This is a genomic window from Streptomyces sp. NPDC107500, from assembly GCF_055582785.1.
On record NZ_JBVJPF010000007.1, the window covers coordinates 572288 to 595612 of the forward strand.

General features: G+C 74.6%; 25 protein-coding genes. 15 read left to right on the top strand and 10 right to left on the bottom strand.

Features of this window, described 5'->3' with window-relative positions:
• Window positions 1-34 precede the first annotated feature (34 nt).
• Window positions 35-1216, top strand: coding sequence for a PP2C family protein-serine/threonine phosphatase (locus tag ACZ67M_RS29090; RefSeq protein ID WP_361362527.1), 1182 nt, complete (start codon window positions 35-37; stop codon window positions 1214-1216).
• A gap of 27 nt (window positions 1217-1243) precedes the next feature.
• Here ACZ67M_RS29090 and ACZ67M_RS29095 read toward each other — a convergent pair whose 3' ends face one another.
• Window positions 1244-1555 carry a hypothetical protein gene (locus tag ACZ67M_RS29095; protein WP_125491589.1) on the bottom strand — a complete coding sequence of 104 codons (312 nt, stop codon included), beginning with the start codon at window positions 1553-1555 and terminating at the stop codon, window positions 1244-1246.
• 142 nt (window positions 1556-1697) lie between these two features.
• Here ACZ67M_RS29095 and ACZ67M_RS29100 point away from each other — a divergent pair, with 142 nt between their 5' ends.
• Genes ACZ67M_RS29100 through ACZ67M_RS29110 form a run of 3 tightly spaced genes read left to right on the top strand, consistent with a single transcriptional unit; the run spans window position 1698 to window position 3438 of the window.
• Window positions 1698-2420 (top strand): nucleotidyltransferase family protein, encoded by a 723-nt coding sequence (locus tag ACZ67M_RS29100; protein WP_385799819.1) that lies wholly within the window; start codon window positions 1698-1700, stop codon window positions 2418-2420.
• A complete protein-coding gene (locus ACZ67M_RS29105) occupies window positions 2417-2716 on the top strand; it encodes a BON domain-containing protein (RefSeq protein WP_469853535.1) in 300 nt (99 codons plus the stop codon). The genes ACZ67M_RS29100 and ACZ67M_RS29105 overlap by 4 nt, the downstream gene beginning before the upstream one ends.
• Window positions 2713-3438 carry a metallophosphoesterase family protein gene (locus ACZ67M_RS29110; protein WP_392104406.1) on the top strand — a complete coding sequence of 242 codons (726 nt, stop codon included), beginning with the start codon at window positions 2713-2715 and terminating at the stop codon, window positions 3436-3438. Before ACZ67M_RS29105 ends, ACZ67M_RS29110 begins: the two co-directional genes overlap by 4 nt.
• Before the next feature lie 24 nt (window positions 3439-3462).
• Here ACZ67M_RS29110 and ACZ67M_RS29115 read toward each other — a convergent pair whose 3' ends face one another.
• Window positions 3463-4095, bottom strand: coding sequence for a GNAT family N-acetyltransferase (locus ACZ67M_RS29115; RefSeq protein ID WP_361362514.1), 633 nt, complete (start codon window positions 4093-4095; stop codon window positions 3463-3465).
• Window positions 4096-4221: 126 nt separating this feature from the next.
• On the opposite strand from ACZ67M_RS29115, the gene ACZ67M_RS29120 reads away from it, so the two are divergent.
• On the top strand, window positions 4222-4755 hold the full coding sequence (locus ACZ67M_RS29120; protein ID WP_469853537.1) for a DoxX family protein: 534 nt from the start codon (window positions 4222-4224) through the stop codon (window positions 4753-4755).
• A 69-nt stretch (window positions 4756-4824) separates the two neighbouring features.
• Entirely contained in the window at window positions 4825-6096 is a 1272-nt protein-coding gene (locus ACZ67M_RS29125) for an SLC13 family permease (RefSeq protein WP_469853591.1), read from the top strand.
• Window positions 6097-6111: 15 nt separating this feature from the next.
• On the opposite strand, the gene ACZ67M_RS29130 is transcribed toward ACZ67M_RS29125, so the two are convergent.
• Entirely contained in the window at window positions 6112-6876 is a 765-nt protein-coding gene (locus ACZ67M_RS29130) for a maleylpyruvate isomerase family mycothiol-dependent enzyme (protein ID WP_392104405.1), read from the bottom strand.
• Between the two features lie 65 nt (window positions 6877-6941).
• Window positions 6942-7265, bottom strand: coding sequence for a hypothetical protein (locus tag ACZ67M_RS29135; protein WP_122618148.1), 324 nt, complete (start codon window positions 7263-7265; stop codon window positions 6942-6944).
• A 111-nt stretch (window positions 7266-7376) separates the two neighbouring features.
• Between ACZ67M_RS29135 and ACZ67M_RS29140 the strand changes: the two genes are divergently transcribed.
• The 4 genes from ACZ67M_RS29140 (at window position 7377) to ACZ67M_RS29155 (ending at window position 10899) form a co-directional block, all read left to right on the top strand.
• A complete protein-coding gene (locus ACZ67M_RS29140; protein WP_469853539.1) occupies window positions 7377-8234 on the top strand; it encodes a fructosamine kinase family protein in 858 nt (285 codons plus the stop codon).
• A 106-nt stretch (window positions 8235-8340) separates the two neighbouring features.
• Window positions 8341-9021, top strand: a complete 681-nt coding sequence (locus tag ACZ67M_RS29145; protein WP_392014781.1) for a TetR/AcrR family transcriptional regulator — start codon at window positions 8341-8343, stop codon at window positions 9019-9021.
• Window positions 9018-9815, top strand: coding sequence for an SDR family NAD(P)-dependent oxidoreductase (locus tag ACZ67M_RS29150; protein WP_469853541.1), 798 nt, complete (start codon window positions 9018-9020; stop codon window positions 9813-9815). The genes ACZ67M_RS29145 and ACZ67M_RS29150 overlap by 4 nt, the downstream gene beginning before the upstream one ends.
• A 43-nt stretch (window positions 9816-9858) precedes the next feature.
• Entirely contained in the window at window positions 9859-10899 is a 1041-nt protein-coding gene (locus ACZ67M_RS29155; protein ID WP_469853543.1) for an NAD(P)-dependent alcohol dehydrogenase, read from the top strand.
• Between the two features lie 147 nt (window positions 10900-11046).
• On the opposite strand, the gene ACZ67M_RS29160 is transcribed toward ACZ67M_RS29155, so the two are convergent.
• Window positions 11047-12579 (bottom strand): helix-turn-helix domain-containing protein, encoded by a 1533-nt coding sequence (locus ACZ67M_RS29160; protein ID WP_467324234.1) that lies wholly within the window; start codon window positions 12577-12579, stop codon window positions 11047-11049.
• Between the two features lie 160 nt (window positions 12580-12739).
• Between ACZ67M_RS29160 and ACZ67M_RS29165 the strand changes: the two genes are divergently transcribed.
• Window positions 12740-13360, top strand: a complete 621-nt coding sequence (locus ACZ67M_RS29165; protein ID WP_163015978.1) for an L-threonylcarbamoyladenylate synthase — start codon at window positions 12740-12742, stop codon at window positions 13358-13360.
• 95 nt (window positions 13361-13455) lie between these two features.
• Window positions 13456-14958 carry a metallophosphoesterase family protein gene (locus ACZ67M_RS29170; protein WP_392104402.1) on the top strand — a complete coding sequence of 501 codons (1503 nt, stop codon included), beginning with the start codon at window positions 13456-13458 and terminating at the stop codon, window positions 14956-14958.
• Window positions 14959-14965: 7 nt separating this feature from the next.
• On the opposite strand, the gene ACZ67M_RS29175 is transcribed toward ACZ67M_RS29170, so the two are convergent.
• The gene (locus ACZ67M_RS29175; RefSeq protein ID WP_469853546.1) at window positions 14966-15943 is read right to left on the bottom strand and encodes a TauD/TfdA dioxygenase family protein; all 978 of its coding nucleotides are present in this window, start codon (window positions 15941-15943) and stop codon (window positions 14966-14968) included.
• Between the two features lie 153 nt (window positions 15944-16096).
• Here ACZ67M_RS29175 and ACZ67M_RS29180 point away from each other — a divergent pair, with 153 nt between their 5' ends.
• Both ACZ67M_RS29180 and ACZ67M_RS29185 read left to right on the top strand, forming a co-directional pair.
• Window positions 16097-16927, top strand: a complete 831-nt coding sequence (locus ACZ67M_RS29180; protein WP_469853547.1) for an aldo/keto reductase — start codon at window positions 16097-16099, stop codon at window positions 16925-16927.
• 50 nt (window positions 16928-16977) lie between these two features.
• Window positions 16978-17595: a DNA polymerase ligase N-terminal domain-containing protein gene (locus ACZ67M_RS29185; RefSeq protein WP_469853549.1), complete on the top strand. Its 618-nt coding sequence runs from the start codon at window positions 16978-16980 to the stop codon at window positions 17593-17595.
• Between the two features lie 41 nt (window positions 17596-17636).
• Here the strand turns inward: ACZ67M_RS29185 and ACZ67M_RS29190 are convergent, their stop codons facing one another.
• From ACZ67M_RS29190 to ACZ67M_RS29205, 4 genes are all read right to left on the bottom strand, one after another.
• Window positions 17637-19979 (bottom strand): ATP-binding SpoIIE family protein phosphatase, encoded by a 2343-nt coding sequence (locus ACZ67M_RS29190; protein WP_469853551.1) that lies wholly within the window; start codon window positions 19977-19979, stop codon window positions 17637-17639.
• Between the two features lie 60 nt (window positions 19980-20039).
• On the bottom strand, window positions 20040-20507 hold the full coding sequence (locus ACZ67M_RS29195) for a peroxiredoxin (RefSeq protein WP_469853553.1): 468 nt from the start codon (window positions 20505-20507) through the stop codon (window positions 20040-20042).
• On the bottom strand, window positions 20504-20884 hold the full coding sequence (locus ACZ67M_RS29200) for a DoxX family protein (protein ID WP_122617683.1): 381 nt from the start codon (window positions 20882-20884) through the stop codon (window positions 20504-20506). The genes ACZ67M_RS29195 and ACZ67M_RS29200 overlap by 4 nt, the downstream gene beginning before the upstream one ends.
• An 86-nt stretch (window positions 20885-20970) precedes the next feature.
• Window positions 20971-21627 (bottom strand): TetR/AcrR family transcriptional regulator, encoded by a 657-nt coding sequence (locus tag ACZ67M_RS29205; RefSeq protein ID WP_352157272.1) that lies wholly within the window; start codon window positions 21625-21627, stop codon window positions 20971-20973.
• Between the two features lie 231 nt (window positions 21628-21858).
• On the opposite strand from ACZ67M_RS29205, the gene ACZ67M_RS29210 reads away from it, so the two are divergent.
• Window positions 21859-23313: an MFS transporter gene (locus tag ACZ67M_RS29210; RefSeq protein ID WP_361362475.1), complete on the top strand. Its 1455-nt coding sequence runs from the start codon at window positions 21859-21861 to the stop codon at window positions 23311-23313.
• Window positions 23314-23325: the final 12 nt, after the last annotated feature.

The window sequence follows — 23325 nt, forward strand, 5'->3', positions numbered from 1 at the left end:
CGCCGCCGCGGGACCGCCGACGAGAGGAGCAGAGGTGTCCACGCCGGAGCCGGGCGACGCCACGCTCCAGGGGTTCCTCGCCGATCCGGCCCACCTCACCCTGGACCTGCCCACCTCGGTGGCCCGCTGCTCCCACGCCCTCGGACTGCGGCACACCGTGGTCTACCTCGTCGACCTCCAGCAGCGGCACCTCGTCCCGCAGACCGGCATGGCCACGGCCCTCCCCGTCGACGGGTCTCTGGCCGGATGGGCGTACCGCACACAGGCGCTGCGTGTGGAGGAGTCGGGGGCGGACGGCGTCACCGCCTGGTTCCCGCTGCTGGACGGCGCGGAGCGGCTCGGCGTGCTGGCCGTGAACGACACCGCGCTCACCTCGTCGACGCTCACCCGGGGCCGGGCACTGGCCTCGCTGACCGCCATGATGATCACCTCGAAGCGGGCCTACGAGGACTCCTACGTCCGCAGCACCCGCACCGAACGGATGCAGCTGCCCGCCGAGATGCTCCGCGCCTTCCTGCCGCCGCGCACCATCGGCAACGCGCAGGTCGTGTCGACGGCCGTCCTGGAGCCCGCGTACGAGATCGGCGGCGACGCCTTCGACCACTCGCTCACCGAGACGACCCTGCACGTGGCCGTCATGGACGCCATGGGGCACGACCTGGCCTCCGGGCTCACCAGCGCGGTCGCCCTGGCCGCCTGCCGCAACGCCCGGCGCACGGGCGCCGAGCTGCCCGAGCTGGTGACGGCCGTGGACGAGGCGCTGTCCGCCTGGCTGCCGGACCAGTTCTGCACCGCGGTCGTCTGCCAGCTCGACCTGGCCACCGGGGTGCTGCGCTGGGCCAACTGCGGCCACCCCGCGCCCATCCTCATCCGCGACCAGCGGTTGGTCATCGACGCCATGGAACGCGAGGCCGATCCGCCGATGGGCCTCCCGGCGCAGCTCACCGCCCGGCCGCGCCGGACCCACGAGATCTCGCTGGAGCCCGGGGACCGGGTGCTGATGTACACCGACGGTGTCGTGGAGGCGCGGACCCGGGAGGCGACGCTCCTCGGCCTGGAGCGGTTCGCCGACTACGTCATCCGGGCCACGGCCGGCGGCGAACTGGCGCCGGAGTCGCTGCGCCGGCTGATCCACTCGATCCTGGCCATGCAGGAGGACCGCCTGCGGGACGACGCGACGCTGCTCATGTTCGAGTGGCGGCCCCCGCCCGGCTGACGACGCGAGGACGGGCCGGGCGTCGCGTCACACGCGGTGTCCCCGGGCGCGCAGCCAGGCGTGCACGGTGTCCTTGTCCGACGGCGTGATCCGGACGGGGCCCGCCACGTAGGGGCCCTCGTCCTCGGTGAATCCGGTGTCGGTGATCCGGGCGGTCACCCAGGTGGCCAGGTCCTGGGCGGCCGGTTCGGACAGGACGCCCCTTTCCCATCCGGTGCGGGCCTCGTCGGCCGCGCCGGCGTCGTGCCGTTCGGTCTCCGCCAGCCACGCCGCCACCAGCCGTTCCACGGTCCGGCGGTCCTCGGAGGCGGTCCGCTGTCGCATCCGCTTGTCGTTCATGCCGTCCGAGTGCCCGCGATCCCCCGACCCCACCTCGGGGAGCGCCGCGGTGTCGCGGGGAGCGCGCCGGGTACCCGCGTTCGCAGGGGAGGGCCGGTCCGTTCCGGTCCGACGACGGCGACCGCCCGGAAGGGGACCACTGATGAGGCAGCCCGCCGACGAGAACGCTTTGGAACAGCGCGCCGGCGTTTCCGAACTCCGTCCGGCAACGGGGGACCCCGGGCCGGCTCCGCCGAGCGAGCCGGGCCACGAGGATCTGCCGGTCGACCGCAACCAGGCGATCCTCCAGGCCGCCAAGCAGGTGGGTTCGACCCTGAAGAAGGCGGAGCACCCGTTCGCGCTGGCCGGCAGTGTCGCCGTGTACGCGCACGGCGGCACCCAGAACCTCCAGCACGACGTGGACTTCTGCATCCGGCCCGACGACGCGGACGCCGTCGCCGCGACACTGCGGGCGGCGGGCCTGGTGGTGTACACGCCGCCCGAGGACTGGCTGCTGAAGGCGAGCTGCCTGGGCCAGCAGGTCGACCTGATCTTCGAGCTGGCGCACGAGCCGGTCACGACGGAGCTGCTGGACCGGGCGCAGGACCTCTCCGTGGACTCGGTGCTGATGCCGGTCCTGTCCCCCACCGACCTGCTGCGCGGACTGCTGGCGGCCTTCTCGGAGCACCACTGCGACTTCGGCGCGGTGCTGCCGATCGCCCGCACACTGCGCGAGAAGATCGACTGGGCGGAGTTGCGCCGCGACTGCGCGGACGCACCGATGCCGGCCGCGTTCTTCTTCATCCTGGAACGGCTGGAGATCATCCCCCCGGCCGGACACCCGGCCGGCGCACCGACCGCCCCCGCGAAGGAGGAGCAGTCATGAGCGAGCCCACGCCCCACGGGCGGCCGGCGACGCCCACCGGTCCCCCGCCGGGCGAGAACATCGAGTACCGCATCGCCCACCTGCACGACCGGCTCGCCGCGGAGGAACTGGGCGAGCTGGGCGTATGCGCCGAGATCCGGGCCGGTGCCGTCGCGATCACCGGCACGGTGCCGTCCGAGCGGTGCCGCGAGACGCTGCTGCGGATCGCCCGCGAGGAACTGGCCGGGCTCACCGTGCACGCGGACGTCGTGGTGGTGGAGACCGCCGGCCCCGACCACGCCGAGGAGCTGCGATGATCCGCGTCGCCGCCGTCGGGGACATCCACATGGGGCCCGACAGCCAGGGGCTGCTGCGGCCCGCCTTCGAGACCCTGCCCGACTGCGCCGACCTGCTGCTGCTCGCCGGCGACCTCACCCGGCACGGCACGCCGGAGGAGGCGCGGGTGGTCGCCGAGGAGGTGCGCGGCCTGCCGGTGCCGGTGGTGGCCGTCCTCGGCAACCACGACCACCACGACGAGCGGCCCGACAAGGTCGCCGCGCTCCTGCGGGACGCCGGTGTGACCGTGCTGGAGGGTGAGGGCGTGGTCGTGGAGTGCGCCGGGACCCGGGTCGGCATCGCCGGAGCCAAGGGCTTCTGCGGGGGGTTCGTGGGCCGCAGCGCCGGGGAGTTCGGCGAGCCCCTGATGAAGGAGTTCGTCCGCACCACCCGGCGCTCGGCGGACAGTCTGCGCTCCGCCCTGGAGGAACTGGCCGGCCGGGACTGCGCGGTGCGGATCGCCCTCACCCACTTCTCCCCGGTCGCCGACACGCTCGCCGGTGAACCGCCGGAGATCTACCCGTTCCTCGGCAGCTACCTGCTCGCCGAGGCGATCGACACGGCCGGCGCTGACCTCGCCGTCCACGGCCACGCCCACCTGGGCACGGAGCACGGCATGACCGCGGGCGGGGTAAGGGTGCGCAACGTCGCCCAGCCGGTGATCCGCCGCGCCTTCAACGTCTACCAGCTGAACGCGGCCTGACGCGCCGACCGGACCGGGCGCCGGTCAGGCGTCGTCCTGCGTCGCCCGCCCCAGGCAGGTGACGTCGGCGGGATCCATGCCCGCCACCTCGATCTCCTGGAAGCCCATCCGGTCGTAGAAGGCCCTGGCCTGCGTGTTGGCGGTGGCCATGACCAGATGGACGGCCGGCACGCCGCGCTCCCGCAGCGCCCGCCAGAACTCCCGCATCAGCGCCCGGCCGTACCCGCGCCCCTGCCAGTCGGGCAGCAGGTCGATGTGCAGATGGGCCGGGTAGGCGGCCAGTTCGGGGACGATCATCCGCTCGGGATCGTGCAGCAGCCCGGCCATGACCGCGTCCGGGCCGTCGGGCGGACCCTGCGGCGCCGGATAGCGGTCCGCGACCCGCGGCAGCCACGTGGAGCGGAACTCCTCGGCGAAGCGCGGTGTGTCCGCCGTACCGAGGATGTAGCCGACCGCCCGCCCCTCCCCGTCGTCCAGCACGAAGGCCAGAGCAGGGTCCAGATGGACGTACGGGGCGGCGAAGATCGCGGGCAGTACGGAGGGGTCGGCGTACACGGGCCGGCTGTCGCGGCCGTTGTGCGCGGTGCGGACGCAGATGTCGTCGAGCGCGGCGGCGTCGGCGGAACGGTAGGGACGTACGGCGGCAGTCTGGATCACCCTGCCATCCTCCCTCTCTGGGAGCGCTCCCACAAGGAGCGGCCGAATGGCGCCGACCGAACCGGGCATTCGATGATCTGAGTGAGCGACACCTTGCGACACCCTCGAAGAGAGCGAGAACGCGTCATGAGTCTTCTGCGTACGGCCGGCCGCCCGATGCTCGCCTCGATGTTCGTCGCGGGCGGCCTGCATTCCCTGCGCAGGCCCCAGGACGTCGCGCCGGCCGCCGAGCCGGTCGTGCGGCCGGTGACCGAGCGGGTGTCGGTGCTGCCGGACAGCACCGAACAACTCGTCCGGCTCAACGGGGCCGTGCACGTCGTGGGCGGGATCATGCTGGGGCTGGGCCGCTGCCCCCGGGTGGCCGCGCTGGCCCTGGCCGCGACGCTGGTGCCCACCACGCTGGCGGGGCACCGCTTCTGGGAGGCGGAGGACCCGGGCGACCGTGCGCAGCAGCGCGTCCACTTCCTCAAGAACCTGGCCATGATGGGCGGCCTGCTGATCGCGGCCGACGACACCGCGGGCAGGCCGTCCCTCCTGTGGCGGGGGCGGCATGCCGCGAAGGGGGTGCGGCACGACGCCCACCTGGTCCAGCGTTCGGTACGGGCCACGGCCCGGCCGGCCGCGACCATGGGCGGCGTCCGGGCGAAGCTGGGCCACTGACAGAATCGGCAGCTCCAGCCAGGCCGCACCGGCCGCACGGGCCGTCGCGGGCATCCGAGGAGAGAAGTCCTGAGTACCACCGTCCTCTCCGAGGCCGTCCCCCTCGTCCTGCTGCTGGGCGTCCTGGCCTTCGCCGTGCTGCGCCCGCGCGGGCTGCCGGAGGCGGTGGCCGCCGTACCCGCCGCCGTGCTCGCCGTGGCCTTCGGCATGGTGACCCCGCAGCAGGCGTGGGAGGAGACGCGCACGCTGCTGCCGGTGGTGGTCTTCCTCGCGCTGGTGCTGATGCTGGCGTACCTGAGCGCGAAGGAGGGCCTGTTCGAGGCCGTCGGCGCGGCCGTGGCCCGCCGCTGCGGAGGCAGCCCGCGGCGCCTGCTGACCGGTGTGTTCGGCGTGGCCTGCGCGGTCACGGCCGTGCTCAGCCTGGACGCCACCGCGGTCCTGCTCACCCCCGTGGTCCTCGCCACCGCGTCCCGTACGGGTGCCCGCGCCCGCCCGCACGTGTACGCCACGGCGCACCTGTCGAACTCCGCCTCGCTGCTGCTGCCGGTCTCGAACCTGACCAACCTGCTGGCGTTCACGGCCAGCGGCCTGAGCTTCACCCGGTTCGCCGCGCTGATGGCGCTGCCCTGGCTGGCCGCGATCGCCGTGGAGTACACCGTCTTCCGGCGCTTCTTCCGCGCGGACCTGGACGAGCCGGCCGCCGCGCCCGCGCCGGGAGCGGCCGCCCGTGCCACGCCGACCGTGCCCCGGTTCACCGTCGTCGTCGTGGCCCTGACCCTGGCCGGGTTCGCCCTCTCCTCCCCCGTCGGGCTCGACCCCGCGTGGGCGGCGCTGGCGGGCGTCGTGGTGCTCGGTCTGCGGGCGCTGGCCCGGCGGCACGTCACGCCGCGGGAGATGGTGGGCGCCGCGTCGCCGCTGTTCTGCGTGTTCGTCCTGGCCCTCGGTGTCGTGGTGGAGGCGGTGGTGACGGGCGGCCCGGCGTCCGGGCTCGGGCGGCTGCTGCCGGACGGGGACTCGCTGCCGGCGCTGCTCGGGGTGGCGGCGGTGGCCGCGGTGCTGGCCAACGTCGTCAACAACCTGCCGGCCGTCCTCGCCCTGCTCCCGCTGGCCGCGCCCGCCGGTCCGGCGCACGTGCTCGCGGTGCTGATCGGCGTGAACCTGGGCCCGAACCTCACCTACGTCGGCTCGCTCGCGACCCTGCTCTGGCGGCGGATCCTGCACCGGCACGGCATCGAGGTGAGCCTCGCCCGGTTCACGCTGCTTGGGCTGCTCACCGTGCCGGCCACGGTCGCGGCGTCGACCGTGGCGCTGTGGGGGGCGCTGCGCCTCATCGGCACCTGACGCCGGCCCCGTTCCTCACTGGGTCGCGACGACGATGCAGCGCCGCAGTTCCTCGACGGCCTCGGGAGCGCCCTCGACGCGCACGCCGTCGTCGTCCTCGGTGCCCGTCCGGTTCCAGAGCCGGCGCAGCACCGCCTCCGGGGCGCCGCTCAGCGTCACGTCGGCCGCGCCGTCGCCGGCGCCGTCCGTCACGGCGAACTCCCCCGGCCCGGTGCGCACCCGCCAGACCGCGTCACCGGCCCGCACGAGGAACGTGCGTCCCGGGGAGCCGTCCAGGATCTCGGTGAAGTACTCGCCCCACTCCGCGACGGCGAACGAGACGAAGACCTTGAGCAGTTCGTCGATCCCGTCGACGGCGAGGTCGTCCGGTACGGGGGTGACGGGCCGGCCGGTGGCGAGTTCGGCGTCGATGCGGTGGACGACGGTCTCCTGGGCCATCCGCCGGATCCAGAAGCCGACGCTCTGGTCGGGGCCGTACCAGCCGGCGGCCGCGTCCCCGGGGGCGCGGGTGGCGAACTCGGCGCGCAGCGCCGTGTATCCCCGGTCGAGCAGCGCGGCCGGCTCCTCGTCGGCGAACTCCTTGGGCGGCCAGGGCTCGGGCTCGACGCCCTCGCGCATGGCGACGGTCTTGTGCAGGTAGACCTCGCCGACGTGGCGGGTCAGATCGGCGACCGTCCAGCCGGGGCAGGTCGGCACCGCTGCGTCGGCGTCGGTCCCGACGACGGTCCGCAGGCGGTCGTAGTCGGCCGCGAGGCAGTCGAGGAAGCGCGTGAACTCCATGCCGTAGAGCCAAACACATGTTCAGAAGCGCGGCACGGTCTTTTCGTTGCCCGGTGCTCCGGTGTTCACCAGGCCCCGGTGGGGAGCGCGGGGCGGCGGACTGCCTCGGCCGCGTCCCGCAGGTGCAGCGCGACGGTGATCAGGGCGCGCAGCGCGGAGGGGCGCAGGCTCTGGGCGCTCTCGGCGGCCAGCACCAGCAGGCAGCCCGCGGCCTGCTCGACGACCGGCACCGAGAACGCGAAGTCGTCGCCGTCGGCGGTGCGGAAGGCACGCCAGGGCGTCGCGGCACCGTCGATGGCCTTCTGCACCGCGTGTTCGAGGTGCTGTGCGGCCTGTTGGCACACGGGGGCGGGCAGGATGATGGTGCGTTGGAACGCTGAACTGGTCATAGTCCCACTGCTCCCCCGCCCCGCCCGTCTTCGATCGGCGTACCGCGCGGTTTTCACCGGGTCGGCGGCAGGCGGGGGCGGGCGCGGCGGAGCAGCCCTAGGCTGGCGGCCGTGGGTTCCGACTCCTCGTACTCGGACGTCGCGGCGCGGTTCACCGGCCGGCCGGCGACCGCGGAGCGCCGGCTGTCCGGTTCGCTCGGCGAGGTCGTCCTCGACGACGGCCGCACGGTGGTGGTCAAGACCGTGGACGGCGCGGGTGCCGTGCGGGCCGAGGCCGCCGGGCTGCGCTGGCTGGCCGCGGCCGGTGCGGTGCGGGTCCCGGTGGTGCACGGGCACGACGAGCGGCGGCTGGTCGTCGACCGGGTGCCGCAGGGCCCGCCGGGCGTGGCGGCGGCGGACCGGTTCGGCCGGGAGCTGGCCGCCCTGCACGCCGCCGGTGCGCCCGCGTTCGGGGCCGCCCCGCCCGGCGGGCCCGAGGAGGCGTACATCGGGCTCGCCCCGATGCGCAACGCCGTCGGGAGCGACTGGCCGTCCTGGTACGCCGAGCACCGCGTCCTGCCGTATCTGCGCCGTGCGGTGGACGACGGCACCGTCACCGGGGGCGAAGCGGCCGACGTCGAACGGGTCTGCGAGCGGCTGCCCGGCCTCGCGGGTCCCACGGAGCCGCCGGCCCGGCTGCACGGCGACCTGTGGAACGGCAACGTGCTCTGGGGCGAGGACGGGCACGTCCACCTGATCGACCCGGCGGCGCACGGCGGGCACCGGGAGACCGACCTGGCGATGCTGCGCCTGTTCGGCTGCCCGCACCTGGAGCGCATCACGGCGGCGTACGAGGAGAGCGCGCCGCTCGCCGACGGCTGGGCCGGCCGCGTCGGCCTGCACCAGTTGTTCCCGCTGCTGGTGCACGCCGTCCTGTTCGGGCGCGGGTACGCCGAACAGGCCCTCGCGGTGGCACGCGCGGCGGGGTGAGGGCCGGGCGGGTGGAGCGCCCCTGAACCTGCCATGTCCCGTCGGGTCACCTGTCCCACTGAGTCACATGTCCCAGTGGGACATTTCTGGGTGTACGCTCGAACGCATGACGGCAACGAAGCCCTCCCCCGGCACCGAGGACCGACGGCAGCGCAAGGCCCGGCAGACCCGGGACGCGCTGGCCACCGCCGCCTGCGACCTGCTCCTGGAGCGCGGTTCGGCGGCGACCACGGTGGAGGCCATCGCCGAGCGCGCGGACGTCACGCGCCGCACGTTCAGCCGGCACTTCGCCGGGAAGGAGGACGCGGCCCTCGACTTCGTCCGCCGGGACGGCGCCCGCATCAACGAGCTGCTGCGCGCCCGCCCCGCCGACGAGCCGCCGCTGCTCGCCTACCGCCGGGCGGTGCGCGACTGGCTGGCCGACGGGGAGGACCCGGCCTGGCACGTCCGCCCGCGGATGCGCCGGCTGGTGGCCCTGGCTGACACCGAGCCCGACCTGTTCGCCGCCTACCAGCGCATCCGCGTCGACGCCCAGGAGGAGTCGATCCGGATCGTCGCCGAAAGGCTCGGCACCGACGACGCCCGGGACGTGCGCCCGGCCGCCCTCGTCGACGCCGCCGCCGGAGTCCTGATCGCCGCCCTGCGCCTGTGGGCGCGCGGTGACGCGCCGGACTCGGGAGCCGCAGACCTCGCCGCCCTCGTGGAGCGGGCCTACGACGCCCTGATCTCGGAGGCCGCGGCCGCGACCCCCGCCAGCACAGAGGAAGACAGAGAGCAAGCACCATGAGCACCACCGGCACCACCCCCGCGACAGCGCCCACCGGCTCCGCCCCCGAGTTCGCCGGCCGCACCGCCCTCGTCACCGGCGCCGCCTCCGGCATCGGCCTGGCCACCGCCCGCCGCCTCGGCGCGGCCGGCGCCCGCGTCGTCGTCGCCGACCACAACGCCGCTGGCGCCCGCAAGGCCGTCGCCGAACTGACCGCGGAAGGCGTCGAGGCCGCCGCCGTCGAGCTGGACGTGACCAGCCCGGAGTCGGTCGAGGCCGCCGTGCGGTTCACCGTCGACACCTTCGGCGGCCTGGACCTGGCCGTGAACAACGCGGGCATCGGCGGCCCGAGCGCCCCGACCGGCGCGTACGACGTCGACGCCTACCAGCGGGTCGTCCGCACCAACCTGGACGGCGTCTTCTACTCGATGCGCTACGAACTGCCCGTCATGGAGTCCGCGGGCAGGGGCGGCGCCATCGTCAACGTCGCCTCCATCCTCGGTTCCGTCGGCTTCGCGGGCTCCCCCGCCTACGTCGCCGCCAAGCACGGCGTCGTCGGCCTGACCAGGACCGCCGGCGCCGAATACGCCGCCAAGGGCATCCGGATCAACGCGGTCGGCCCCGGATTCATCGACACGCCGCTGCTGAAGTCCATGGACGAGGCCGCGTACGAGGGCCTGGTCGCCCTGCACCCGGCCGGGCGACTCGGGCGCTCCGAGGAGGTCGCCGAGCTGATCGCCTTCCTCCTGTCGGACCGGGCGTCCTTCATGGCGGGCGGCTACCACCTGGTCGACGGCGCCTACACGGCCGTCTGAGCGCCCGTCACACAACCCGGGGGGAGAGAGAAGGAGTTCGACCATGAAGGCACTGCAGTACCGCACCATCGGGGCACCGCCCGAGGTCGTCACGGTCCCCGACCCGGAACCCGGCCCCGGCCAGGTGCTGCTGAAGGTGACCGCGGCCGGCGTCTGCCACTCCGACATCGCGGTGATGGGCTGGCCGGCCGAGGGCTTCCCCTACGAACTTCCCCTCACCCTCGGCCACGAGGGCGTCGGCACGGTGGCCGCGCTCGGCGCCGGGGTGACCGGGCTGAACGAGGGCGACGCGGTGGCCGTGTACGGGCCCTGGGGCTGCGGCGGCTGCGCCAAGTGCGCGGAGGGCAAGGAGAACTACTGCCTGCGCGCCGACGCACTGGGCATCCGCCCGCCGGGACTGGGACGGCCGGGGTCGATGGCCGAGTACCTGCTGATCGACGACGCCCGGCACCTGGTGCCCCTGGACGGGCTCGACCCCGTCGCGGCCGTTCCGCTGACCGACGCCGGGCTGACGCCGTACCACGCGATCAAGCGGTCGCTGCCCAAGCTGGTGCCCGGCTCGACCGCGGTGGTCATCGGGGCCGGCGGCCTCGGTCACGTCGCCGTCCAGCTGCTGCGGGCGCTGACGTCCGCCCGCGTCGTCGCCCTCGACGTCAGCGAGGACAAGCTGCGCCTCGCCCGTGAGGTGGGCGCCCACGAGGTGGTGCTGTCGGACGCGAAGGCGGCGGACGCGGTGCGCGAACTGACCGGAGGCATGGGCGCCGAGGCCGTGTTCGACTTCGTCGGTGTGGCGCCGACCGTGCGGACCGCGGGCGCCGTCGCCGCCGTCGAGGGCGATGTCACGCTGGTCGGCATCGGCGGCGGCACGCTCCCCGTCGGGTTCGGCGTCCTGCCGTTCGAGGTGTCGGTCACCGCGCCCTACTGGGGCAGCCGCCGCGAACTGATCGAGGTGCTGGACCTGGCCCGCTCGGGCGCCGTGTCGGTGCACACCGAGACGTACACGCTGGACGACGCGCCCCTGGCGTACGAGCGGCTGCACGCGGGCGAGGTCAACGGCCGCGCGGTGATCCTGCCGCACGGCTGACCGGCCCCCGGATCGCGGCCGTCCGCGCGACGGAGCCGGGGGCGCGACCGGTCCCCCGTTCCGGTCGTGCCCCCGGTGCGGTCGAACCTACGTGAACGGCTCCGCCGTTGTGAATCGTGCCGGTGCCCGCTGCCGGGCCGGAAGGACTCACCCGTGCACAGGTGAGTCCGGATGGCCCGGTTTCGTCCCGGGCAGCGGCGGCCCGCCGAGGTCTCCCTCGGCGAGGTGGGCCAGGACGACCTCGTACAGGTCGCTGCCGGCGGCGAGCAGCTGGCGTTCCAGGACCGGCTCCGCGCTGCGGACGTGCTCGCGGACGGTCTGGGCGTGCATCCCGAGCCGCTGGGCGGCCCGCTCGGCGTTGCCGCCGACGGCGATCCAGGTGCGCAGGGTGCGCCGCAGGTCCCGGCCGTCCGGGTCCAGACGGCCGAGCAGGTCCGCGGCCCAGGTACGCAGCGCGGGACCGGAGAGCAGGTCGGTGAGGCCGGCCGCCCCGGGCCGTCCGGGGGCGGTCCCACCCGGCGGCTCGGCGAGGCCGACCTGCGAGTTCAGGGCGAGGTGGACGGCTGCGCGGACGGTCAGGTCGGTGAAGTCGGTGCGCAGCAGACCCTCGACGCGGTCCATGCGGGCCCGGACCGTGTTGCGGCTGACCCCGAGGATCTTCGCCGTGTTGACGGCGGTGAACTCCAGGCCGAGCCGGGTGGTGGCCAGCAGTTCGGCTCGGGTGTGGTGCGGCAGGCCGTCGAGCGGGCTCAGCACCCGGGCCGTCCAGCCGTACAGGACGGCGGGCTCCATCAGCAGCTCGGGGCGGGTCCGCTCGGCGTACACGGCCGACTGCTCCGGCCGGAACCGGGCGACGGCCAGGGCGCTCACCGCCTGTCCGTACGCGGCGGCGGTACGGGCGAGTCCCTGCCGGGTGCTGCCCCCGAGGAACACGCCGGGCAGGCCGCCGACGAGCGTACGCAGCTCCCGGCCGGCCCCGTCGCGGGGGGCGAGGACGATGACGTGTCCGTCCATCGCGGGGCAGCGCACCACCAGCGCCCCCTCCGCCGTCGCCGACACGCACTCCTCGGCCAGGCGGTCCCGTTCCCCGGGGCTGCTCTCCACGACGTACACGCAGGCCGTGTCGGTGTCGAGGAGCCCCGGCCAGAGTCCGGCGGCCACCCGTCGGGCGGAGACGGTGTCCTCCACCATCAGCAGTTGCAGGATGGCCAGGCGCAGGTCGGAGGTGGCCCGCCGCAGCCGGTGTCCGGCCGCGGCCGACTCGTGCCCGGCCAGCAGCAGCTCCAGTACCTGGGCGGTGTGCGCGACGATGTCGGAGGCCCGCCGGTCGAAGGGGGCCTCGCGGGCCACGGCGAGTACGGCGTCCGGCGCCGGGTGGGAGCGGGCGACGCGGACGAGCCGCACCTGGCGGCCCGCGTCCTCCAGGGCGGCGGAGGCGATCCGGCCGCCGGTGATGTCCGCGACCAGGCCCTCGTCCAGCGGGAGGCGGGCGCCGGCCAGCAGGCGGCCGGTGCCGTCCTGGAGCGAGACCGCGGCGTCCGCGGCGCCGGCCAGCCAGGTCACGACCCTGTTCGGGTCGCGGCCGGCCGGCCGCAGGTGGCCGAGGAGTTCCTCCGCCCATCCCGCGTGCTCGGCGGCTCCCGCCGCGCGCTGTCCCGTCCCGTCCGCTCGGCCCGCCACGTCGGCCTTCTCCTCGTCCTCGCCTCGCCCCCGGCCCAGGTCGGGGACGTTACCTCATGGCCCCGGACGCGGACCCGGTGCGAGCCCCCGCGGAAGGTTCGGACGGGGCGCCCGACCGGGCCTGTCGGCCGTCGCACGCGGACGGGCATAAGCTCGGTGAATGGCGAAGTACTTCGACGTGCACCCCGAGAACCCCCAGCCGCGCAGCATCGCGCAGGTCGCCGACAGCGTCCGCTCCGACGCGCTGATCGCGTACCCGACGGACTCCTGCTACGCGCTGGGCTGCCGACTGGGCAGCCGCGACGGCATCGACCGCATCCGGTCGATCCGGCAACTGGACAACCGGCACCACTTCACCCTGGTGTGCCAGGACTTCGCGCAGCTCGGCCAGTTCGTGCAGATCGACAACGACGTGTTCCGGGCGATCAAGGCGTCCACCCCGGGCAGCTACACCTTCATCCTGCCGGCGACGCGGGAGGTGCCGCGCATGCTCCAGCACCCGAAGAAGAAGACCGTGGGCGTGCGCATCCCCGACCACGTCGTCACCCAGGCCCTGCTCACCGAACTGGGCGAGCCCCTGCTCTCCAGCACACTGCTGCTGCCCGGCGAGGAGGAGCCGATGACGCAGGGCTGGGAGATCAAGGACCGGCTCGACCACGTCCTCGACGCGGTGATCGACTCCGGCGACTGCGGTACCGAACCGACGACGGTCGTCGACTTCTCCGGGGGCGAGGCGGAGATCGTGCGGTACGGCGCCGGAGACACCACCCGCTTCGAGTAGAAGCGGGGCGGCCGCCGAAGCGACCCGTCCGGCAACGGAGTTGGGCGGGGCTCCCCTCGTCGCGCCGCCGGTCGGGGCGTTGTTACCGTGCCCGGGTGTCTGACTCCTCACGTGATACCGCCGAAGGCGCCGGCTGGGGCTCCGCCGAGCCCGGCGCCTACCGAGACCTCATGCCGCAGCACACCGAGAAGCTGTCCTGGCTCGACCCGAGAACCCTGTGGGCCGCCCGCAACGGCGTGCTGGCCTCCTGGTTCGGGGACCCCACCGGCCGCACCCGGGACCGCTGGGTGGCGCAGCGGACGGCGGCCGGGGCGCCCGCCGACAAGGTGATCCGGCGGACGGACCCGGACCGGTTCTCGTTCCTCGTCATCGGCGACACCGGAGAGGGCGACGACCCCCAGTACGCCGTCGTGCCCGGCCTGCTGAAGGCCGGTCAGGACACCCGCTTCGCCGTCCTCGCCAGCGACGTGATCTACCCGGTCGGCAGCGCCGACGACTACGGGACGAAGTTCTTCCGCCCGTACCGCGACTACCCGGCGCCGGTCTACGCGATACCGGGCAACCACGACTGGTACGAGGACCTGGGCGGCTTCATGCGGGTCTTCTGCGACGACGCGCCGCCCCCGCCGCCCGCTCCGGCGCCCCGTCCGCTCACCCCGGCGTGGCTGCGGTCGCTGCTGTGGCACCGTGCCGGCCCGGACGACGGACTCCACCTGGACGAGGCGCGCAAGCTGCGGTCCGCGCCGGAACAGCAGGCCGAACAGCCCGGGCCGTACTGGGCGATCGACGCCGGACCGGTGCGGATCATCGGCATCGACACCGGGCTGCTCGGCACGGTCGACGCCGCGCAGGGCGCCTGGCTGCGCGAGGTCTCCGCGGGGCCGAGGCCGAAGATCCTGGTGACCGGCTCACCGCTCTACGTCGACGGCGAGCGGCAGCCCTGTGCCATCGAGGGCGGCGGCACGGTCGACGACATCGTCCGCGACCCGGCCCACCACTACGTCGCGGCGATCGGCGGCGACATCCACAACTACCAGCGCTACCCCGTCGACGTGGACGGCCGCACCATCCAGTACGTCGTGGCGGGCGGCGGCGGCGCGTTCATGCACGCCACCCACACCATCCCGCGTGTCTCGGTGGGCGGCGTCACCGAGGACGACTTCCGCTCCTACCCGCTGCGCGGCGACTCGCTGGCCTTCTACAGCGCGCTCTACGGACGCCGGCTGCGGATGCGCCGCTTCTTCACACTCACGGAGGCCGAGGCGACGGCCGTGATCGCCGAGCGCCTCGGCATCCGCACGGGCCGCGCCCCGGGCGAGGGCGCACGCGTCACCCGGCGCACCCGGCTGGTGGCCGGGCTGCTCGGCACCGCACGGCGGCCGGAGCACAAGAAGCGGTTCCGGCTGCCGGTGCGCAAGGTCTACACGCAGGTGTTCTCACCGGGTTCGGCCACCTACAGCCCGCCGTTCTTCAAGTGCTTCCTGCGCCTGGACGTCTCCCCGGAGGCGGTGCGGCTGCGCTGCCACGCCGCCACCGGCAACCGGGCCCAGGAGCTGGACCCGCCGGTGGAGGACGAGGTGACGATCCCGCTGGTCTGACGCGGGGTCACCAGCGGCCCGGTTCGCTGCCGGTGAGGGCCTCGGACGGGGTGCCGTCGACCCCGGCGGGCACGTCTCCGGCGAGCATCACCCGGTGCATGGTCCTGGGGTGGTCGAGGTGGGCGTTGTCGCTCGGGGCCAGGTGGATGGTGGCCCGGTTGTCCCAGAAGGCGACGCTGCCGGGCTCCCAGCGGAAGCGGACCGTGTACTCGGGGCGGGTGGCCTGTTCGAGGAGCAGGTCCAGGACGGCGGCGCTCTCGGGCCGGGAGAGTCCGGTGATCTGCTCGACGTAGTAGCCGTTGACGAACAGCACCCGCTCGCCCGTCTCCGGGTGGACGCGGACCAGCGGGTGCACGGTCGCCGTCTGGTGGCCGAGGAGGTGCCGGACGTAGGCGTCGTCGCCGGGCCGGGGCTGGTAGCCCACGCCGAGGCGGTGTTCGGCGCGCAGCGTGTCGGCGAAGGCGCGCATCGGGGCGGACAGTCCGGCGTAGGCGGCGGCGAGGTTCGCCCAGGTGGTGTCGCCGCCGTACGGCGGTACGGTCTCGGCCCGCAGGATCGTCGCGGCCGGCGGGTCGACACGGGCGCCGTGGTCGCAGTGCCAGCCGCGCAGCAGGGTGTGGCGCCGGCGGCGCAGCCACTCGTCGTGCTCCATGCCGAACCGTCCGCCCAGCTCCAGCCGGTCGGCGGTCGTCTCGATCTCCGGGAACCCGGCCGGTGACGCCTTGCCGCGCCGGGGCAGGACGACCGGCTCGCCGAAGAGGCGCGCGAGGGCGACGTGGCCGGCGTGGTCGAGGCGCTGGTCCCGGAAGAACACCACCTTCCAGCGCAGCACGGCCGCCCGGACCGCGGCGACCTGCGCCGCGTCGAGGCCGGCCGCGAGGTCGACGCCGCGGATCTCGGCGCCGATGTGCCCCGCGACGGGTTTCACCTCGACTTCCCCCGCCGCTGCCGCCGTGCGGTCCGCCGTCGTCCTGTCCGTCGTCATGCGCGCTCCGTTGGTCGGTGTGGTCCGTCCGTTCCGGCTTCGGCACCGATCGTGGCAGACCCGCCCGCGCGCCGTCCGGTTGATCACCGGTCCCCCGGTGGGCGAGGCTGGACGGGCGGCAACCGCCGCGCACAGTCGAGGGAAGGTCCCACGGTGATCAGCATCCCGGCGTACACGCTCAACGACGGCACCACGCTCCCCGCACTGGGCCTCGGCACCTGGCCGATGAAGGACGACGAGGCCGAGCGGGCGGTCCGTACGGCCCTGGAGACGGGGTACCGGCTGATCGACACGGCGACGAACTACCGCAACGAGACCGGCGTCGGCCGCGGGGTGGCCGCCGGCGGGGTCCCCCGCGAGGAGATCGTCGTGACGACCAAGCTGCCCGGCCGGCACCACGGCTACGAGGAGTCGCTCGCCTCGTTCGAGGAGTCCCGGGCCCGGCTGGGCCTGGAGTACGTCGACCTGTACCTGATCCACTGGCCGCTGCCGCGGGTGGACAAGTACGTCGACTCCTGGAAGGCCATGATCAAGCTGCGCGAGGACGGCCTGGTGCGCTCGGTGGGCGTCTCCAACTTCACCGCGGAGCACATCGAGCGGCTGGAGAAGGAGACGGGCGTCCTGCCGTCCGTCAACCAGATCGAGCTGCACCCGCTGTTCCCGCAGGACGAGCTGCGCGCCTTCCACGAGCGCAAGGGCATCCGCACCGAGAGCTGGAGCCCGCTGGGCCGCGGCAGCGACCTGCTGGACGACCCCGCCGTCGCCGCGGTCGCCGACGCGCACGGGGTGACGCCGGCCCAGGCGGTCCTGCGCTGGCACACCCAGCTGGGCGCGGTGCCCATCCCGAAGTCGGGCGACCCGGCGCGGCAGCGGGCCAACCTGGACGTCTTCGGCTTCGAACTGGACGCGGAGCAGATGCGCGCCGTGGCCGGCCGGGCGCACCGGCGGATCGGCGGCGACCCGGAGGTGCACGAGGAGTTCTGACCGGGGTACCCGGTCCCGGTCGGCGACGGTCTCCCGGGAAGGAGCGGCAGGTGGGCGACGCGAACGGGCTGCGGGACTACCGCGGCAGACGGGACTTCGGCCGGACCGGTGAGCCCGCGGGGCGCGGAGCGGCCGCCGGGGACGGGCGGCCGCGCTTCGTCGTGCAGATCCATGACGCGAGCACCCTGCACTTCGACTTCCGGTTGCAGGTGGGCGACGTGCTGAAGTCCTGGTCGGTGCCGAAGGGCCCGCCGGCGGATCCGAGCGACAAACGGCTCGCGGTGCCGACCGAGGACCACCCGCTGGAGTACGAGGAGTTCGAGGGCGTGATCCCGGCGGGCGAGTACGGGGGCGGCACGGTCATCGTGTGGGACCGCGGCGACTACGAGCCGCTGAGCCACGACCGCCGGGGGCGGCCGGTCGACTTCGCCGAGTCGCTGGCGCACGGCCACGCCCGGTTCCGCCTGCACGGCTCGAAGCTGCGCGGGGAGTACGCGCTGACCCGGTTCCGCGGCGGGCCGGACGGTGGCGCGGGCGGCGGGGAGGTGGCGTGGCTCCTGGTGCGCACGGCCGGCGGCGGGCGCGGGCGCGGCGCCCCGGATCCCCGGCGCGCCCGGTCCGCGCGCACCGGCCGCACGCTGGCCCGGGTCGCGGCCGAGGACGGGTAGGCGGTGGCGCGTTCCGGCCGCCGGGGCGGGTGCCGGGCGGGTCACCGCGCGGGCAGGGGCTGTTCGGCCCAGATGGTCTTGCCGGTGTCCGTCTGCCGGCTGCCCCAGCGCTGGGTGAGCTGGGCGACCAGCAGCAGGCCCCGGCCGCCCTCGTCGTAGGCGTGGGCCCGGCGCAGGTGGGGTGAGGTGGAACTGGCGTCGGAGACCTCGCAGATGAGCGCGGTGTGGCGGATGAGGCGCAGCTGGATGGGCGGTTCGCCGTAGCGGATGGCGTTGGTGACCAGTTCGCTGACGACGAGTTCGGTGACGAAGGCCGTCTCGTCCAGCCCCCACTCCGTCAGCTGCTCGATGACGGACCGCCGGGTCGCCGCGACGTGGGCGGGGTCGGGGTGGACGTCCCAGGTGCGGATCCGGTCCTCGCCGAGGGCCCGGGTGCGCGCCAGCAGCAGCGCGACGTCGTCGGCGGGCTCCTCGGGCAGCACGGCCTTGAGCACGCCGTCGCACAGGGCGTCGAGGGAGTGCGCGGGCGCGGCCAGGGCTCGGCAGAGTTCCGCCGTGGCGTGGTCGACGTCGCGGTCGCGTTCCCGGTCCTCGACCAGGCCGTCGGTGTAGAGGGCGACCACGGAGCCCTCGGGCAGTTCCAGCTCGGTCGCCTCGAAGGGCAGCCCGCCGACGCCGAGCGGCGGTCCGGCGCTCACGGGGATCAGCCGCGCGGTGCCGTCGGGCAGCAGGATCGCGGGCGCGGGGTGGCCGGCGGCCGCGAGGGCCAGGCGGCGGGAGACGGGATCGTAGACGGCGTAGAGGCAGGTGGCGCCCAGTTCGGCGACCTCGCCGCCGTCGTCCGTCTCGCGGACGGCCGCGAGGTGGGTCACGAGGTCGTCGAGGTGGGTGAGGAGTTCGTCGGGCGGCAGGTCGACGTCGGCGAGGGTGCGGACGGCCGTGCACAGGCGGCCCATGGTCGCCGTGGACGGGATGCCGTGGCCGACGACGTCGCCGACGACGAGGCCGACACGGGTGCCGGACAGCGGGATCACGTCGAACCAGTCGCCGCCGATGCCGGCAGCGGATGCGGTGGGGAGGTAGCGGTGGGCCACCTCGACCGCTGCCTGGCCGGGCAGGCCCCGGGGCAGCAGGCTGCGCTGGATCGCCAGGGCGGTGGCGCGTTCGCGGGCGAAGCGGCGGGCGTTGTCCACGGAGACGGCGGCCCGGCCGACCAGTTCCTCGGCCAGTACGGCGTCCTCGCCGGCGTACGGCTCCCTGGGCGCGGTCCGGGCGGCGACGGCCACGCCCAGGGTGGTGCCGCGGGCCCGCAGCGGGACGCACAGGAGCGAGCAGACGGCTTCGCGGAACGACCTGTTGTGCGGGGTCTGGGCCGCGCGCATCCGCATCCAGCGGTCGAAGTCGGGGTCGCCGGGCCCGCTGAGGACGACGCGGCCCTCCCGCATCGCGCGGGCGGGCGGGGCGAAGGGCGGGTACACCTCGTCTCCGCCCAGGTGCACGCCGGGGGTGGGGAAGCCCTCGGTCGCGGAGGCGTGGGCCACCCGGCGCAGTTCACCGTCCTCGGTCACCACCGCGACGGGCTCGTCGGTGCCGAGGGTCCAGTCGAGCAGGGCGACGGTGGCGAAGCCGGCGAACCGCGGCACGAGCAGGCCGACGAGTTCCTCGGCGGTGCGCACGACGTCGAGGGTGCTGCCGACCGCGCCGGCGGCGTTCAGCAGCGCCAGCCGCTCCCGCGCCCGGTGCTGCTCGGTGCTCTCCACCGCGGCCACGGCGACGGCGGCGAGCGCGCCGGACGCGTCGTGGACCGGCCAGATCTCGACGGTCCAGGCGTGCGGGCGGGTGCCGGCGGGGGCCCGCGAGTAGCTCTCGTACTGGACGGGCCGGCCGCGCTCGGCGGCGATCCGCAGGTGGTGCAGGAAGGTCCCCCCGCCGGTCCCGGTCAGGGCCAGCGTCTCGGGGAGGCTGCGGCCGATCAGCTCTTCGGCGGGGCGGCCCATCATGCGGCACGCGGCGTCGTTGGCGTGCAGGAAGCGCAGCTCGCGGTCGAGGACGGCGATCGACGGGGACGCCTGCTGGACGGCCTCCTCGATCAGGCCGTGCCCCGCACCCTCGGGGGCGGCGGTCACGGCGTGGCCGAGCCGTTCGCCGTCGGCGCCCAGCAGCGGGCAGGAGCGCAGCCTCAGGAGCACCGTGCCGCCGCCCCGGTGCCGGATCTCGGCGGTGCCGGACAGGGTGGCGGGGAGTGCGCCCCGCGCGAGCAGCTCCCGCGCGGAGCGTCCCACGACCTCTGCGGCCCGGTACCCCGTGAGCCGCCGCGCGCCGTCGCTCCACCCCGTCACCCTTCCGCGGGCGTCGACGGTCATCGCGGCGGAGACTTCCTCCATCCGTCCAGGATCATCCCTGGACGGAGCGGTATCAACCGGGACGGGGTGTGACCGGCCCCGTCAGGCCCCGTCCGCGCGGAGGGCGGCCAGGGCGCGGTCGGCGTGCGTGTTCATCCTGATCTCGCTGCGCACGACCTCCAGCAGGGTGCGGTCCCGGCCGATCACGAAGGTGACCCGCTTGGTCGGGGCCATGCTGAACCCCCGCTTCACCCCGAACGCCTCGCGGACCCGGCCGTCGGTGTCGGAGAGCAGCGGCATGCCGAGGGTGTGGCGTCCGGTGAATTCCTGCTGCTTCTCGACGGTGTCGCCGCTGACGCCGACGGGACGGGCGCCGACGGCCGCGAACTCGGCGGCGAGATCACGGAAGTGGCAGGCTTCCGCGGTGCAGCCGGCGGTCAGGGCGGCGGGGTAGAAGAACAGGACGACCGGGCCGTCGGCGAGCAGTTCGGACAGGCGGCGCGGGGTGCCGGTCTCGTCGGGCAGGGTGAAGTCCTCGACGGTGTCGCCGACGGCGGGCGTACGGCTCATGACCGGCCCTCGCTGCCCTTGGCGACGCCGCGGGCCCACAGCACCAGCGGCACCTGCACGGGCAGCCGGCCGTAGGCGGCGGCCCTCAGGGGTGCGGGGCGGTGCCGCCAGTCCCAGGCCATCTTGGCGTTGGCGGGAAACACCCCGACGAAGAAGGCGGCCGCGGTCAGCGCGGCCGCCTTGCGGGTGCGCGGAAGGGCGACACCGGCGGCCAGCGCGAGTTCGGCGACGCCGCTGGCGTACGTCCACGCCCGGGGCGAGCCGGGCAGGGAGCGCGGGACGATCGCGTCGAAGGTGCGGGGCTGGGCGAAGTGCGCGGCGCCCGCGGTGGCCAGCAGGCCGGCGAGCAGCAGGGGCGAGCGTTCGGACCGGGACACGGTTCCTCCTCTGGGGGCCTGCCGCGCGATATTACTCGACAGTAAGGACGGGCGGTGAGGCCGCCCCGTCCGTCACCGCGTGCCCGTCATGCCCCGCCCCGCGGCGTGACGGGCGCCAGCCACATGCCCACGATCGCGTCGACCAGCCCGTCGGCGGCTTCCTGCCAGCCGGCCCGCGGCGTGGGGCGCCCCTCGGCGAGGGCGCGTTCCCGCTCGGCCGCCACGTGCACGATGAGATGGCGCGCCATGTCGCCCCGCTCGGCACGGACCTCGTCCGGCAGGGCGGGCATGCAGCGGTTGCGTCCGGCGATGATCTCGCGCAGCGACGGGGAGGCGCGGGACTCCTCGACCATGATCTCCCGCAGCGCCGGGTCGGTCATGACCTGGGCGCAGAACCGGGCGTACCAGGTGGGGCCGCCAAGCGCCGCCAGATGGTCGAACTGCGGCCGGACCAGGCAGTCCACCCAGTCGCGCAGGTCCGTCGAGTCGCCGAGGACGGCGAGCTGGCGGGCCCGCAGCTCCTCGACGCGGACCGAGTGGCGCTTGGCCACCGCGCGGACGAGGTCGGACTTGGTGCCGAAGTGGTAGCCGACCGCGGCGTTGTTGCCCTGGCCGGCGGCCTCGCTGACCTGCCGGTTGGAGACGGCGTAGACGCCGTGCTCGGCGAACAGCCGCTCGGCGGTGGTAAGGATCAGCTGCCGGGTCGCGCTGACCTGTTCCGTCCGGACCGTCCTGCCCGCCATGATCACCACCGCGCCGGGACTCTTCTTACGGCCGGCGGCGACCGGTCCCTCGAGTCGTCGCAGGTCCGCCGCCATGCGGCGCCTTCTCACGGAAGCCTACGGGGCGCCGGCGCCGGGCCGTCGCGCGACCCGGACGGGCATTCCCTCTCCCCACCCCGTACGATACTTCAAGCGACTGACTTAAAAGGTCGCCACTCAGGCTCTCGCGCTCGTCGCCCGAAAGGCTCACCCATGCCCGCTTCCCCCGCCGCACCGCGGCCGAACGCCGTGGTGGCGGTGCTGGCGCTGGCCGGCATCGTCGTCTCGCTGATGCAGACGCTGGTCATCCCGATCGTCCCGGAGCTGCCCAAGCTGCTGGACGCGCCCGCCTCGGACGCGGCCTGGGCGGTGACCGCCACGCTGCTCGCCGCCGCGGTGGCCACCCCGGTCGTCGGGCGGCTCGGCGACATGGCGGGCAAGCGGCGCATGCTGCTGCTCAGCCTGGTGCTGCTGATCGCCGGCTCGGCGGTCTGCGGACTGAGCGACACCCTGGTCCCGATGGTCGTCGGACGCGCCATGCAGGGACTCTCCGCCGCCGTGATCCCGCTGGGCATCAGCATCATGCGCGACGAACTGCCCGCCGAGCGGCTGGCCGGCGCCACGGCCCTGATGAGCGCCTCGCTCGGGGTGGGCGGCGCGCTCGGCCTGCCCGCCGCCGCGCTGATCGCGGACAACCTCGACTGGCACATGCTGTTCTGGGTCTCCGGCGCGCTCGGCGCCCTCGCCCTGGTGCTGGTGCTGGCCCTGGTGCCGGAGTCGGCGGTGCGCACCGGCGGCCGCTTCGACGTGCCCGGCGCCATCGGCATGGCGGCCGGTCTGGTCTGCCTGCTGCTGGCGATCTCCAAGGGCGCCGACTGGGGCTGGAGCAGCGGCACCACCCTCGGCCTGTTCGCGGCCGCCGCGGTGATCCTGCTGGTGTGGGGCCGGTGGGAGCTGCGCACCCCGCGGCCGCTGGTCGACCTGCGCACCACCGCCCGCCGCCAGGTGCTGTTCACCAACCTGGCGTCGATAGCGGTCGGCTTCTCCATGTTCGCGATGTCCCTGGTGCTTCCGCAGCTCCTCCAGTTGCCCGAGGCCACCGGTTACGGTCTGGGCCGGTCCCTGCTGACCGCGGGCCTCGTGATGGCGCCGTCCGGGCTGGTGATGATGGCGTTCGCCCCGGTCTCCGCGAAGGTCTCCAAGTCCCGGGGCCCCAAGGTGACCCTGATGATCGGCGCCCTGATCGTCGCGGGCGGCTACGGGCTCAACATCGTGCTGATGTCCGAGGTCTGGCACCTGGTGCTGGTCTCCTGCGTCATCGGCGCGGGCATCGGCTTCACCTACGGCGCCATGCCGGCGCTGATCATGGGTGCGGTGCCGGCCAGCGAGACGGCCGCCGCGAACAGCCTCAACACGCTCATGCGGTCCATCGGCACCTCGGTGGCGAGCGCCATCGCCGGCGTGATCCTGGCCCAGCTGACGGTCACGCTCGGCGGCTTCGCCCTGCCCTCCGAGAACGCGTTCAAGGTGGTCATGGGCATCGGCGCGGGCGCCGCCGTGCTCGCCGCCGCGCTCGCCTCGTTCATCCCGCGCCACCGCCCCGACGCCGGGGTGGCGCACCCGGCACCGGCCGACGGTGCCGCGGCGCGGGCCGCCTCCGCCCACTGACGGCGACGGCGC